The sequence below is a fragment of the Petrotoga sp. DB-2 genome (assembly GCF_054051725.1).
In genome coordinates this window covers 1-14835 of the sequence record NZ_JBSVZD010000008.1, presented here as the reverse complement: position 1 = coordinate 14835, position 14835 = coordinate 1, and the positions used below count along the sequence as shown (strand labels likewise).

Below are 14835 nucleotides of genomic sequence, written 5' to 3'. Positions count from 1 at the left end.
AATTCCTCCTCTCAATTCTCTTCTAAGGCTTGATCTGTATTGGTAACTTCTGTGATATTTCTGTTACCTATCTTGTTTAATAAAGTAACTACAATAAGCAAAGCAATTAACATCCCCCAACCACCTAACCATTGGTATCTCAGAGCGTAATCTCCGTATGGTTTTGTGATATCACCAATAAAATTGTAAATTAGAAATATAGTTAATATGATTGGTACTATATATTTAATCATGGTGTTCCACCATTTTCCAATCCTATATTCAGAAACTGAGTTAACATAACTTCTTAACTTTTCAGGATAATAATACCAACCAATAACAATGGCTTCTAAAATACCTCCCAAGACTAGTCCATAATTGTTTATATAATGGTCAATTATATCAAGCCAATATAAACCACCTTTGGTTGTAAAAAGTAAACTTACTATACCCAAAACAACTATTACCCATAGAGTAACTTTTCTTTTATCCCACTTGAATTTATCTACAAAAGCGGTAATATTGGATTCAACTAATGAAAAAGCTGAATCAATTCCTAAGGTAAGTAAAGTTAAAAAGAATATCACCCCTATAGTTGTAACTACTGCTGGACCTCCAGGTAACAATTTGATAGCGGTTGGAAATACTTCAAATGCCAAGCCAATACCTGAAGTAGCTACTTCGCTTATCGGTACCCCTTGAGTTACCGACATATAACCTAATGTCCCAAAAACTGCTATACCAGACATAAAACTAATACTTGTATTAGCTAATACTGTTATTAAAGCATTATTAGTTATATCAGAATCTTTTGGTTGATAACTTGCATAAGCAAACATTATCCCCATACCAAGACTTAATGTAAAGAATACTTGTGAATAAGCATCAATCCAGACATGATAATCAAGCAAACGTGAGAAATCTGGTTGCAAAAAATAATTGAGTCCACTCATCGCACCAGGTAGAGTAACAGCACGAACGATTAATACCACTAACAACCCTATAGGTGCTAGAACTGTGAACCAAACGACTTTGCCCACGCTCTCTGTACCTTTTCTTAAGATAAAATATATTAATATCCACGTTAAAATAACTCCAAGCAATACAGGAATACTAAATCCACCTAGATCACCGGGTCCAGAAGAAAGTTGGAGTACATTCTCATAGAAATATTCCTGAACACCAGTGTCTATCCAAGTACCTGTAAAACTATCTACCAAATAAACGATGCTCCATCCCATTATTACAGCATAATACGTCACAATAATAAAAGCCGATAGTACTGTCCACCAGCCTATTTTCCCGAATTTTTTCTTAACAGAAGCCATCGCTCCTGGCGCACCTAACTGATTTTTTTGTCCCATTGAAAATTCTAAAATTAGAAGTGGTAATCCCGCAGTAAGAATAGCTATAAAGTATGGTATTAAAAAAGCTCCTCCTCCATTTTGGTATACTATATAAGGGAAACGCCATATATTCCCTAAACCTGCAGCAGAACCAATAGCGGCAAGTACAAATGCTCCTCTATTACCCCATTGTTGTCTTTCCATTTTTTTAAAACCCCCTCGTACGATATGTGTTTAAGTATTTCAGAAACTAGTGTTTGATCATCTTTTAATGTTTGTAATAAGAAAGATTCACCTCCTCATTAAAGTGTGTTAAATTACTAGAAATGTAATTTAACACACTTTTTTAGTATGAGAACTTCTTTTTATCCTTTATTTTATTCTCTTTAATACTTCAGTTAAAAGTTGGTATACTCTTTGCGTTGATGAAATACTTAATGATTCCTCAGGAGTATGAGCATTGTAAATATTTGGTCCAATCGATACCATATCAATTTTACCCAATTTTTCCTGTAGAAAACCACACTCTAACCCAGCATGAATCGCATCAACTTTCATTTCTTGGTTATTGTTCAATTCTTTATATACTTCATTCATAATCTGTCGAATTTTTGAATTGGATTCATATTCCCATGCTGGATAATCCGATTCTAATTTCATTTTTGCACCAATTAAATCACAAACACTTGAAATACGATCGTTGATCTCCTCTTTTAAGGATCTTACTGAGCTCCGAACAGCACTACTTAAAATAATAAAATCCTCTTTTGTTTCTAATGTTCCAATATTATTTGAGCTTTCTACTAAACCCTCTATATTTGCGCTCATGGTCTGTACTCCCGCAGGAATTAAACGAAGGGCATGAATAAGATTCATTTTTGTGCTATCTGCAAACACTCGCTTCACTGATTCAATTTTATCCAGCTGTATTTGAATATTAGGATCTGATGCTTCAAATTCTTTCTTGAAGACTTTTTGATATGTATCAACCATGTTTTCAATTTCATTTCGATTGTTTGGATCAGCAACAATAATGGCAGAGGCCATTTTTGGGATGGCATTCATTTTTTCTCCACCTTTGACGTTGGCGATTTGAATATCAAAAGATTGGTGAAGAACTTTTAAAATTCTGCCCAATAATTTTATAGCGTTTGCTCTGTGTTTATCAATCTCAAGCCCTGAATGCCCGCCCCGTAAGCCTTTTATCGATAAAGTGTAGGATTGTTTTTGTGGATTAGCTTCTTTCCACTCAATCGGAATAGAAACAACATTTCTCACACCTCCAGCACAAGAGGCCAGCATCTTTCCCTCTTCTTCGGAGTCTAGATTAATCAAAATCTTACCGGATAGATGTTCGGGATGCAGATTCCGCACGCCATCCATCCCTGTTTCTTCTGCTACTGTAAATAAACATTCGAGCGGTGGATGCTCTAATTCTTTTGATTCTAAAATAGCCATAATCATAGCCACAGCAATACCATTATCTGCTCCTAATGTAGTTCCTTCTGTTTTTACATAATCTCCTTCAACAAAAAGCGGAATCGGGTCTTTGGAAAAATCAAAAGGAAAGTCCTCTTTCTTTGCGCAAACCATATCCATATGACCTTGAAGAATAACCGTAGGAGCTTGTTCATACCCCGCTGTTCCAGGTTTTTTGATAATGACATTCAAAGATTCCTCTTGAATTACTTCAAGGCCAAGATCTTTTCCAAACTGAGTCAAATAATCGCTAATCTGCTTTTCATTCCCTGATCCTCTTGGAATTCTGCTAATTGTCTCAAAATGTTTAAATACAGATGCCGGTTGAAGTCCTTCTAATTTGCCTTTCATATACCTGCTCCTTTCATTCGCTGTTTTCATTCTTACTCAGCGTGATAAATTTATTATTTCTTAAAATATTGATATATATAACCAATCTTTCATAAAGAGGCTCAACTTCGTCGCCAAATTCTAAGTTTAATTGTTCTCCAATTTCTTTGATATTTCTTTTCCCGTCAATCAAATTCCAAACAAATGTACCATATTCATCTAAATCGATTTTCATTACCTCAGGAGTCTTCTTAAAAACTCTAACAATTCGATCTAACATACCGTTCCTAGGAACGAGGATTTGAATGATTCCAGTCTCAGTCTTTATCGCTTTATATTGCTCTGTTTTTATAGGGATCAATTCTAAAAAATTATCTTTCTTTGAAATTGTTTTCACCATCGTTTTACCACTAATCCCCTTTTCTTTTATGATTTTTTGCGTTTATCTTTTTAATACAGAAAATCTCATTAACATATAGGTTAATATCCCAAAGAAAATCAAGGAACCAATTGGTCCTAAATTTATACCAAGGGCGAGATCTACACCAAGAACGGCAAATACGGCTAACAAGATACCTATTAAACCTTCTCCAGCAATTAATCCTGATGCAAAAAGAGTTCCTGACTCTATTCTTTGAGTTATTTCTTGCTTATCTGCTTCTTTTTTATTCAATTTTCTATTTAAGATACCGCGAACAGTACCACCAACCATAATGGGGGTACTTAGATGGATAGGCAGATATAAACCAATAGCAATTGGTAATACAGGTAAACCTAATAATTCTATGGCTACTCCTATTCCCATACCGACAAAGATTAAATTCCATGGTAAGTTGCCTCCCATAACTCCTTCAGTGACTAATTTCATCAGGGTGGCTTGTGGTGCAGGTAACTCTTTCGAGCCAAAACCCCATGCCTCATTCAGTAATACCAATACAAGTCCAATCACTAAAGCAGAAGCTACCACGCCTATAATTTCACCAATTTGTTGTTTTTTAGGAGTAGCTCCAACAATAAAACCAGTTTTCAAGTCTTGAGAGGTATCCCCTGCAATGGCCGCAATAATAGCAATGATCGAACCCACAGTTATTGTAGCAATCATTCCTGTTTGTCCATCATTTCCTGTTGCTTTAAAGATAATGGCAGTAATGATCAAAGTTGCGATCGTCATTCCTGAAACTGGATTGGATGAACTTCCTACCAGACCAACGATTCTTGAAGAAACAGTCGCAAAAAAGAAGCCAAAAACAGCAATTAACAATGCACCAACAAAACCACCAGGAATGATTGGTAGCATCATCATGGTAAGAATAATCACAAGAATGATAATCAAAATAAGTTTCAAGGAAAGATCTTGATCCGTTCTTTTATCTGTCTTCTCACCTACGCCTTTTGAATAATCCTTCATTGCATCTCTAAAAGTTTCGATTATCATTGGGAGAGATTTAATTAAGCTAAAGATACCACCAAATGCAACAGCTCCGGCCCCCATGTAACGAATATAGCTATCCCAAATGCCCCAATAGCCTAACTCACTAATAGGGACGTTAGCAGGAGCCATAATAATTTCCCCCATACTTCCAATATAATCAATTAAAGGAATAAAACCAAACCAACCTATGACTGCACCTGCTAACATATAAGCAGCAATCTGCGGTCCAATAATAAAACCAACACCCAATAACGCCGGCAAAACATCTGCACCAATAGCGGCTCCTTTGTATCCGGGTATAGGAGTTTCGATTTCACTGGGAAATAGTTTAAACCCATCGGCAATAAATTTGTAGATTGCGCCAACTCCTAAACCTAAGAAGGTTGTTTTCGCTTTTTCCCCACCTTCTTCTCCTGCTTTTAAGACTTCAGCACATGCCGTGCCTTCCGGATAAGGTAAAACTCCATGCTCTTTAACAATTAAAGCTTTCCTTAAAGGAACCATAAACAGAACACCTAAAACCCCTCCAACAAGAGCGATCATCGTGATCAACAGTAAACTTGGTGATTCCGTCCCCCATTCGCTCGACCAAATATAAAGAGCTGGTATTGTAAAGATGGCTCCTGCCGCAACGGATTCTCCAGCAGAGGTAATTGTTTGAGCCATGTTGTTCTCTAAAATCGATTCTTTTTTGAGTAATCCACGAATAATACCCATCGAAATAACAGCTGCTGGAATCGACGCACTAATAGTCATTCCGACCCTTAACCCTAAGTAAGCGTTTGCAGCACCAAAAACAATAGCTAATAAAATCCCTAAAACAAGTGAAGTTTTGGTAAATTCAGGTAAAACTCGATCTGCAGAAATAAACGGTTTAAACTCTTCCGTACTCTGTTCCCTTTTAGCCAATTCACTTCTCCTCCTTTGTTAGGTAAAATATATGGTCTTTAGAAAGTCTAAAACACTTATCAGATAAGATTTTCAGAAAAGAAAATTATCTTTACCACCTCCTTTTTCATTATTTATCCTGCAATTACATTATAATAATATCACTGAGAGAAGTCAAACTCGATTACATACAATTACAGACATTTATTAACGATTAGGAACAATTATTAGTGTTATGAAAAAAATTTCATGAAAAATATTTCATTATAAAAATTTAATATTGAGATATAATAACTAATCTTTATTATTTTGGAAAATCAAATAGTGTGTTAAAATATTTAAAATGTGATTTTTATATTAGACATCTTACAATTTTAAAAAAGGGGTGTTGCCAGTGTGGGAAGCTTTAAAAGGTTCTGATAACGAAATTTACGAAATTCTTCAAAAAGAACTTAAAAGGCAAGAGTATGGTTTAGAATTGATCGCATCAGAAAATTATGCGTCAAAATCTGTTATGGAAGCTGCAGGAAGCATTTTTACTAATAAATACGCCGAAGGTTACCCAAAAAGAAGATATTATGGAGGGTGTGAATATATAGATGAGGTCGAGACACTTGCAAGAAATAGGGTAAAAAAACTTTTCAATGCAAAGTTTGCGAACGTTCAACCCCATTCAGGTTCTCAAGCAAATATGGGTGCTTATCTTGCACTTATGAAACCTGGGGATACGTTAATGGGGATGTCGTTGAGCCATGGTGGTCATCTAACCCATGGTGCTCCTGTAAATTTTTCAGGTATGTTGTTCAATGTCGTTTCTTATGGTGTTGATGAAGAAACAGAAACAATCAATTATGATGAGGTTGAAAGAATAGCTAAGAATGCAAAACCTAAAGTTATTGTGGCAGGTGGAAGTGCATACTCTAGGATAATAGATTTTAAAAGATTTAGAGAAATAGCCGATGAAGTTGGTGCGTATTTAATTGTTGATATGGCCCATTTTGCAGGATTAGTTGCGGCTGGTATTCATCCAAACCCAGTTGAGTATGCCCATGTTGTCACTTCAACAACACATAAAACTTTAAGAGGACCAAGAGGTGGAATTATTCTAACAAACGATAGTGAAATTTACAAATCGATCAATAAAATTATCTTTCCTGGCATACAAGGCGGTCCCTTAGAACATATAATAGCTGCAAAGGCTGTTGCCTTTAAAGAAGCCATGAGTGAAGAGTTCAAAGAATATCAAAAACAAGTAGTTAAAAATTCCAAGGCTTTAAGCAATGAACTTTCCAATAAAAATTTGAGAATCGTCTCAGGTGGAACGGATACACATTTGTTCTTGGTGGATCTCTCTGAGCTGAATATTACAGGAAAAGCCCTTGAAAAGGCTTTAGGACAATGTGATATTACGGTTAACAAGAATACTGTCCCGAAAGAAAAGTTGTCACCCTTTGTTACTAGTGGAATAAGGATAGGTACACCAGCCGTTACCACACGCGGGATGAAAGAAGAAGAAATGAAAGAAATCGCTTCAATGATAGCAAAAGTTGCAGACAATGTTCTTGATGAAGAAGGGAATATAGATAAAGATTTAGCTCAAGAAATAAAAAAAGATGTTGTTTCTCTCTGTCAACGTTTCCCAATGTATGCAGATCTTGTAGAGTAAGAGGGGCACCTACGGGTGTCCCTTTTATATTATTTCCAGCTATTTAAATAATCTTGCTGCTCTTCGGATAGGGTGTCTATCTCGATCCCTAATGTTTTTAGTTTGATTTGTGCTATTTTTTCGTCTATTTCATAAGGTACTGGGGAAAGATTTACTTTCATATTTTGGTGGTTTTCTTTGATGTATTTTGCACCTTCTAATTGTAAACTGAATGAAAGGTCCATTATTTCTGCGGGATGACCGTCGCCGTTAACTAGATTAACCAGTCTTCCTTGTCCTAATAAAAATACGCTTTTCCCGTTTGGTAATTTGTATTCTTCTACTCCGTTTCTTACATTGATTTTGTCTACTGCAATTTCTTCCAAATCCTGTACCTTTACTTCAACATCAAAATGTCCTGCGTTTGAAAGAATTGCTCCATCTTTCATTTCTAAAAAGTGCCTTTTCGTTATTACATCGATGTCACCTGTTACCGTAACAAAAAAATCACCGTATTTTACCGCCTCATCCATTTTCATAACCCTAAAGCCATCCATTATCGCTTCGTTAGCTTTTATTGGATCAACTTCAGTTATTATTACGTTAGCGCCTAACCCCTTTGCTCTCATAGCAACACCTTTACCGCACCAGCCGTATCCTGCTACAACTACTACTTTGCCCGAAACAGAAAGATTGGTAGATCTCATAATTCCATCCCACGTTGATTGTCCTGTACCATACCTGTTGTCAAACAAATATTTCATGTAAGAGTCGTTTATTAAAATCACAGGTACAGGTAATTTATTTTCTTTGAAAAGGGATTTGTATCTTTTTACACCTGTGGTTGTTTCCTCACATATTCCCCAAAGATTGCTTACTTTTTCGGGGTGTTTTTCTATTAAGGTTATTCCCAAATCTGCTCCGTCGTCTAAAATTATATTAGGGTTAGTTTCTAATATTTTATCGATATTTTTCCAATAGACCGATTCATCTAAAGTTCTTTCTGCATGGACGTTGAGTCCATATTCTTTCAGAGCTTCCACGACATCTTCTTGCGTGGATAAGGGATTACTCCCTGTTATTGCAACGTTGGCACCTAATTCGTGCAAAACTATTCCTAAGTAAGCTGTTTTTGCCTCTAAATGGATGCTTATAGCTACATTTATCCCTTCAAAGGGTTTTTCTGTTTGGTATAGATTTTTTAAATAGTTTAAGACTTTCATGTGCTTTTTTACCCATTCTATTTTCTTTTTGCCGTTTTCTGCTAGCGAAGTCATAATAGTCCTCCCTTTATTCTTAAAAATTATACTCTAAAACATTGTATATAGCGCCCATTCCCCGATTCCCGCCTTTCTATGGAAGGGACCTGCGGTCCCTTAGACTCTGGTGGGGGGAGGGCTTCGCCCCGCTTCTTAACTGTATAGATATTGGCATAACCTCCAGCCAAATAATAATCTCAAGGCTTCATAAAAAGGTAGATCTAAAAAGAATGTAAAGTTCTTTTGGTACTTAGTTTTAAGATCTGTTATCGCTTTGTTTAGGGTGTCATAATAGTTGGGACCTTTTAAATTGATTTTGATTCCCGTTTTGTGTTGTGCAAATAGATCCGTTATAACTTTTTTAGAAGTAGTTTCTGTTGATGGTAAAAATATTAGTGGAACATTGTTGAAATATCGTTCAATTTTTTTAGCGTACAAATTAAATTGTTGTATATTTTTTTCTTGGTAATATTTGTAGAATAATATTTCGTAAAGTTCGGAATCTTCTGCCTTGTAAGGTTTAGGATTACCAGTTTGAAATAGTATTCTTTCATAAAAAGGACAATAACTCGGAGGTTCTACTTTTTCAGAGCTCGATAAGGTTTTGATACATTTTATACATGGAGTTTTATCTTCTTTCAAGAGAGCTAAAGTAGAGAGGGCTTTTTCCGAATCGGAAATAAATAGACTTACATAATAGTTTATCAAATTTACAACCCTTTTTGCCTTCCCTTCAAGGTAAGCTTTTGATAAAAAGGATAAAGATTTTTGAAAATCTTTCTCGTAAGCGATCAATCCCATGTTTATAAATGAATAATCTAAAAAAGAATTAGCCAATTTGATCATTTTATAAGCATTATAAAAATCTTTTCTTTTTAGAAAGAATAGACTGAGAGTTAAATATACTAAGCCATTTTTTGGATGTGTACTGATTAATTCAGTAAAATATTTATTAGCGTCTTCGTCATCACGTATTATTTTCAAAAAACCTTTGTTTATCTTAGAATTTATGTCGTTCTTTCTTTCAAAAAAGCTTTCAGCTTTTTGAAAATCATTTCTGAAGAGGTGCATCATGCCGAATTGGTTTGAATATTCTTGAAGAGATTTGTGACTTAACCTGAGTTCAAAAAAATACGATAGTTTTTCGTTCGATAGATCTATATCGTAAATTGTTAAATCGAACCAATTATTTATATTGTTTATTGACACACTTAATTTTTCTATTTCGTAGTCAGGTTTATAAATGGTTCTAGTTGTTTTCTTTTTCAGTTGCGTATCAGGTCTTCTTATGCCTTTTTTTTCTAATTCTTTTTCGATTTCTTCTTTTATTTTGTATAAATTTTGCAATTTATCTTCTGCATTATTGTTTTCATTTTTGTCAGTCAATTTTTTCACTCCTATCCAAAGTGAAACTGAAATAAGAATCCTTTCCAATTATTATATGATCGTTCATATTGATACCTAAAATCTCACCAGATTCCGTGATTCTTTTCGTAATGTCCCTATCATGCATACTTGGTGTGGGATCCCCAGATGGATGATTGTGTACTAAAATGAAAGATACTGCATTGTACATTATAGCTTCTCTAAAAATATCCCGCGGGTGAGCAATTGACATATTTACCGTTCCATTAGAAATATCTTTGATAGTAATGATGTGAAGTTTGGAATCTAAAAAAATAGCTCTTACTGTTTCTGTGGTTAAATATATCATATCCTCACAAACATGGTATGCTTCTTCTGGAGATGTTACCTTTTGGTACTTTTGACGCAACTTTTGAAGGTGATATCTTTTTCCTATTTCTAAAGCAGCTTTTAGATTTATTGCACCAACTTTTCCTACTCCTTTTTCTTTTGATATTTCTTCAAGTGATATATCGACCAAATGACTCAATGTTTTATACTTTTTTAATATCTGTTTAGAAACATCAAATACGTTATAATTTTTAACTCCATGTCTTAGGATAACGGCTATAAGTTCCTCGTCTTTAAGGGATTGCGGGCCATATTTTTCAAGTTTCTCTCTTGGTCTTAGTTCATCTTCCATTATTCTCTCCTTTTCAGTTTTTTATACTATCATTAGAAACTTTAAAACATGCTTTAAACAGGATCCCTAGAATTCAAAATTTTTTAAAATATCTTCATCAATGTAAATTACCTTGAACCCCTTTCGGGATGTTTCTCCTGGCCTGCTTTAGCGCCCCTTCGCCCCGCAGCCCACCCCGCAATTGGGTCGGGGCTCCGCCCTGTAACCCTTTAAAAATCTTAAACTAATTTTTGAAATTTACTTTATTACTAAAGTGTCCAGGTTTTTGATAGAAATTTTTGAAATATTTGAAATTTTATAAGCTAGCCAACATTTGTCTCAATTGCCAGTATAATTTTGCTAAAGGTAGACCCATTATGTTATAGTAATCACCTTCGATTTTTTTTACAAAAACAGCAGCGAAATCTTGAATAGCATAGGACCCAGCTTTGTCATAGACGTTATTGTTTTTTATATAAAAATCTATTACTTCTTCATCCAATTTGTAAAAAGTTACCTTCGAAACTTCATAAAAAGAAGAGAATTTTTCCAGTGATCTTAAAGTTATTCCTGTGTAAACACAATGAGTTTTATTTGATAAGGTTTGAAGCATGTTGAAAGCTTCAACGTAGTTGTGAGGCTTTCCAAATATTTTTCCATCCAAAGTTACTATAGTATCAGCCGTTATCAGAAGCTCTCTCTTTGAAATTTCTATATTTTTACTTTTTTTAAATGAAATTTCTTGCACAATTTCAGAAGGTTTTGTAGAGTTATAAGTTTCATCAGTATTAGCTGTTCTGATCGTAAAATTTTTTGTTATTAATTTTAAAAGTTCTTGCCTTCGAGGGGATGAGGATCCTAAAACTATTTTAACTTTTGAATCTATCAAGGTTCACACTCCTTAAAATATAATTCACAATTGTTGCGTTTATAAATGCCGTTAATATACCAAAAAAAAGCATGTAAGGGAAATACCAAAAAATATTGGGTGACTTAACGATAAAGAGACTGGCGATAATCAATTGTATAGCGTTGCTGAAAAAGGCTCCTATTTCACTAATCCCTAAAATACCAAATTTATTGGTAAATTTGAAGGATATGGACATAGATAAAGCACTGGCGAGTGAACCTCCTAATCCCATCCAAAACATGGGAGATAAAAATCTGCCACTTAGTATTGAACCAAGCAACGTTTTTAAAAGGGCTATGTACAAGGTATTAGTAACGCTAATTCCACTTACTACAGACAACAACAAAGGAAAGTTAGAAAATCCCCATCTGGCACCTGGCACAGAAACAGGCATGGGTAAAAAGGATTCAACATAGTAAATTGCTGAGGCTAATGCTGTTAAAATCGCTATATGAGATATTGTTTTTGTTCTTTTTACCATGTATAGATATCAATCCCCGTGTCATCTTCGGTACCTAATGGTTTAACAATTATTTCATTTGGAATACAAATAATTGGTTGATTAGGATTTTCTACCCATCCTGTATTTTCACAAACTTTCAAAGGACATGATGAATCGGTAACTCTAACTCTTTGATCTATGTATTCTACATTCATCAATAACTCACCTTCATCGTTTTTTATACTGTAAGTGCCTTCTTTTGTTATTTGTAAAATCTTTTCTCCTTTTAAGTAAACTTCTGCGCCATTTATTCCCTTTTTTGGATAAGCGTTCATAAAAATCATCACTAAAACTAACAATATTACAACTAAAAGTAGGTACAAATCATTTTTCTTAGTGAATTTCATAGACTATCACATTTTCTCCCGAAAATAGTCAAAACCTTTGGTCTCGGTGCTTTCTCCCGTTGGAGATATAACCAAAGCTTGAATGCCAAAATCCGTGAAATAATCTAAGGCAGGGTTATCGTATCCTAAAACAAAAAGAGCAGTAGAAAAGACGTCCGCTACCATTGCTTTTTCTGCTATCACAGTCACACTGGATGCGTTTTCTGCAGGGTATCCATCTTCTGGATCTAATATATGATGATATTTTTTACCCTCTTGGACAAAAAATCTTTCGTAGTCTCCAGATGTAGCCACCGCACCGCTTGTTAAATAAATAGTATCTATGGATTTTAAGGCATCTTGTGAAAAAGGGTCCCTTATCCCTATAACCCAGGCAAGCTCTCCAAACTTTGGACCTATTATTCCAATATCTCCCCCCGCATCAACAAAACCTGTAGCCCCAGGATCTATTTCCTTAATTTTTTGTATGACTAAATCAATTGCATATCCCTTGGCTATTCCTCCTAAGTCTACTTCGACACCATCTTTTAGTAAAGTGATTTCTCTGTTTTCTTCGTCAATTTTTATGAATCTATAATCAACGTTTTCTAGTGTTTTATTGATTTCTTCTTGGGTTGGAACTTTTTTTGTAGAATTTATGTCATCAAATCCCCACAATTTAAGTAGAGGCCTTACTGTAGGATCGAAAGCTCCACCGGTTATTACTGCGTAATTGTAGGCAGCTTGAAATAAAAATAATCCCTCTTCGTCGACTTCAACTTTTTTATCAGTATTTAATTTTTGAACTAGACTACCTTCGACGTTGGGACTAAATTTGTTGTGTAATCTATACAACTCTTGTTCTGCTGTGTTCAATAAAACATTTGAAGATACTTTTTCTCCAGCTACTTTTACTCGTACAATAGTGCCTAGTACTGGGAACTCTTTTTCTTCGTAAACTGGGGTGGGTTTAGAAAATAACAACAATGATAATAAAAATATCCCTACACCAAGTGCAATTATATACAGATATACTCTTAAACTGTGCATATTTTTCTGCCGCAATTTTTACACTCTCCATTTTCATTTAGATTTTCAATTTTTATGTCGTATCCTTTTCTTTGAATAAGGAGTGTTCCGCAATCTGGACAATAAGTATTTTCGTATGTTGGAGATAAAATGTTTCCAAGATATACAAAATTGAGATATTTTTTTGCAAGCTTATAAGTTTTTTCTAAAAAGCTGATATCTGTCGGTGGCTCGTTATATTTATATGCCGGAAAATATCGTGATAAATGTAAGGGAATATCTTTAGAAATGCTTGATAGCCAAGAAAATTCTTTTTCTAGTTCTTCCAAATTATCGTTTACTTTGGGAACTACCAATGTTGTTACTTCAGTATGAATGCCTTCTTCATAAGCTATTTTTATTGTTTTTTTAACAGGTTCTAATCCTCCTTTTAATATTTTCATATAATTCTTATCGTCAAATACTTTTAAATCTATATTCATCGCGTCAATATATTGTAGCATAAGTCTCAAGGGTTTTTCGTTTATGAATCCGTTCGTTACTAAAACATTGTAGTTGTCCGGATTAGCATATTTAACTTCCCTTGATGAATCTAAAACGAATTCGTACCAAACTATTGGTTCCGAATATGTATATGCAACACCTTGAACGCCATAGTTTTCCATTAAAGATGGGATAGCTTTAGGATATATTTTCTTTTGATATTCAGGTTTCAGATGGGCAATTTCGTAATTTTGACAAAAAGGGCACTTTAAATTACAGCCCCAAGTTCCCAGAGAAAGCACTTTTTCTCCAGGATGGAAATGAAAAAGTGGTTTTTTCTCCATCGGATCAAGAGCTATACTGGTAACGTCCCCATAGTTTAATGAATACATCTCGCCTTTTATATTTTGCCTAACCCCACATATCCCTGTTTTGCCAGGATATAATATACATTGACGAGGACATAAGGTGCATTTCAAAATATCGTCTTTAAATTCCTCATAAAACAAGGAATTAATTTTCATTTACTTCACCTCTATTATTTTAAAAAAACCTCTCCACAGTAAATTTGTATATTTCTATTGGTTCATTTTTATAAATGCCCGCTTTTAATTTTACTATTCTCAATTGTTCTTCTACGGTATCAACTCCTTCTAGGTCAGGTAGAAGAACTCCTCTTTTGTAACCACTTTTAACAACTATTCCGAAGATTTTAGGATCTAGTTCATTAATATCGTTAACTTTTTCTAAATCCGATAGAACATCAACAGAAATAACTAGATCGTCTAATTCCTTTGGCGAAAGAGGAGGAAACCGTGGATCACTTGTTGCAGCAGCGATCGCATTTTCTCTTATCTCCATGATTAAATTATCGTAAACGGGCATAATGGTACCAATACAACCTCTCAATTCTCCAGAGCTTTTGTGAAGACTCACAAAACAACCTCTTTTTTTGTTAAATAAATCCTTTGGAAGAGTTTCATCAAAATCTATTTTTCTTTTTTCTTTTACATATGCTTCTATCACTTTTCTTGCCCAAATTACATATGGATGGTGTTCATTCAATATTATCACCTCTCAAATTTAAAAACGATTCAAGGCGAATTTCATTCAAAGACAAAAATAGGTTCTATCACGAAAATAGTGGGTAATTAAGCTGGAGTTAAATTAAGTTTACCAAGGGCAATAAAGATAGTGATTT

The 14835-nt window shown here is 34.5% G+C and carries 14 protein-coding genes; 1 reads left to right on the top strand and 13 read right to left on the bottom strand.

Going from position 1 to position 14835, the window contains the following annotated elements; genetic code table 11:
• Window positions 1-11 precede the first annotated feature (11 nt).
• The 4 genes from ACW9JY_RS04350 to ACW9JY_RS04335 form a co-directional block, all read right to left on the bottom strand.
• Complete coding sequence (locus tag ACW9JY_RS04350) at window positions 12-1529, bottom strand: sodium-dependent transporter (protein ID WP_457283522.1); 1518 nt, start codon at window positions 1527-1529, stop codon at window positions 12-14.
• 168 nt (window positions 1530-1697) lie between these two features.
• A complete protein-coding gene (locus tag ACW9JY_RS04345; RefSeq protein WP_457283521.1) occupies window positions 1698-3155 on the bottom strand; it encodes an aminoacyl-histidine dipeptidase in 1458 nt (485 codons plus the stop codon).
• 13 nt (window positions 3156-3168) lie between these two features.
• Window positions 3169-3534: a PqqD family protein gene (locus ACW9JY_RS04340; RefSeq protein ID WP_103076780.1), complete on the bottom strand. Its 366-nt coding sequence runs from the start codon at window positions 3532-3534 to the stop codon at window positions 3169-3171.
• Window positions 3535-3576: 42 nt separating this feature from the next.
• A complete protein-coding gene (locus ACW9JY_RS04335; protein WP_457283520.1) occupies window positions 3577-5475 on the bottom strand; it encodes an OPT family oligopeptide transporter in 1899 nt (632 codons plus the stop codon).
• 373 nt (window positions 5476-5848) lie between these two features.
• On the opposite strand from ACW9JY_RS04335, the gene glyA reads away from it, so the two are divergent.
• Window positions 5849-7120, top strand: a complete 1272-nt coding sequence (gene glyA, locus ACW9JY_RS04330; RefSeq protein WP_457283519.1) for a serine hydroxymethyltransferase — start codon at window positions 5849-5851, stop codon at window positions 7118-7120.
• A gap of 29 nt (window positions 7121-7149) precedes the next feature.
• Here the strand turns inward: glyA and ACW9JY_RS04325 are convergent, their stop codons facing one another.
• From ACW9JY_RS04325 to amrA, 9 genes are all read right to left on the bottom strand, one after another.
• A complete protein-coding gene (locus ACW9JY_RS04325; RefSeq protein ID WP_457283518.1) occupies window positions 7150-8376 on the bottom strand; it encodes an adenosylhomocysteinase in 1227 nt (408 codons plus the stop codon).
• Window positions 8377-8511: 135 nt separating this feature from the next.
• On the bottom strand, window positions 8512-9744 hold the full coding sequence (locus ACW9JY_RS04320) for a tetratricopeptide repeat protein (RefSeq protein WP_457283517.1): 1233 nt from the start codon (window positions 9742-9744) through the stop codon (window positions 8512-8514).
• Window positions 9737-10405: a RadC family protein gene (gene radC / locus ACW9JY_RS04315; protein WP_103076775.1), complete on the bottom strand. Its 669-nt coding sequence runs from the start codon at window positions 10403-10405 to the stop codon at window positions 9737-9739. Before radC ends, ACW9JY_RS04320 begins: the two co-directional genes overlap by 8 nt.
• A 295-nt stretch (window positions 10406-10700) precedes the next feature.
• A complete protein-coding gene (locus ACW9JY_RS04310) occupies window positions 10701-11273 on the bottom strand; it encodes a Maf family protein (RefSeq protein WP_457283516.1) in 573 nt (190 codons plus the stop codon).
• Window positions 11254-11775, bottom strand: coding sequence for a Gx transporter family protein (locus ACW9JY_RS04305; RefSeq protein WP_457283515.1), 522 nt, complete (start codon window positions 11773-11775; stop codon window positions 11254-11256). Before ACW9JY_RS04305 ends, ACW9JY_RS04310 begins: the two co-directional genes overlap by 20 nt.
• Window positions 11769-12143, bottom strand: a complete 375-nt coding sequence (locus ACW9JY_RS04300; RefSeq protein WP_457283514.1) for a NusG domain II-containing protein — start codon at window positions 12141-12143, stop codon at window positions 11769-11771. Before ACW9JY_RS04300 ends, ACW9JY_RS04305 begins: the two co-directional genes overlap by 7 nt.
• Window positions 12144-12149: 6 nt before the next feature.
• A complete protein-coding gene (locus ACW9JY_RS04295; protein ID WP_457283513.1) occupies window positions 12150-13172 on the bottom strand; it encodes an FAD:protein FMN transferase in 1023 nt (340 codons plus the stop codon).
• The gene (gene amrS, locus ACW9JY_RS04290; RefSeq protein ID WP_103076770.1) at window positions 13160-14158 is read right to left on the bottom strand and encodes an AmmeMemoRadiSam system radical SAM enzyme; all 999 of its coding nucleotides are present in this window, start codon (window positions 14156-14158) and stop codon (window positions 13160-13162) included. The genes ACW9JY_RS04295 and amrS overlap by 13 nt, the downstream gene beginning before the upstream one ends.
• A gap of 19 nt (window positions 14159-14177) precedes the next feature.
• Window positions 14178-14699: an AmmeMemoRadiSam system protein A gene (gene amrA, locus ACW9JY_RS04285; RefSeq protein WP_457283512.1), complete on the bottom strand. Its 522-nt coding sequence runs from the start codon at window positions 14697-14699 to the stop codon at window positions 14178-14180.
• Between the last annotated feature and the right edge of the window lie 136 nt (window positions 14700-14835).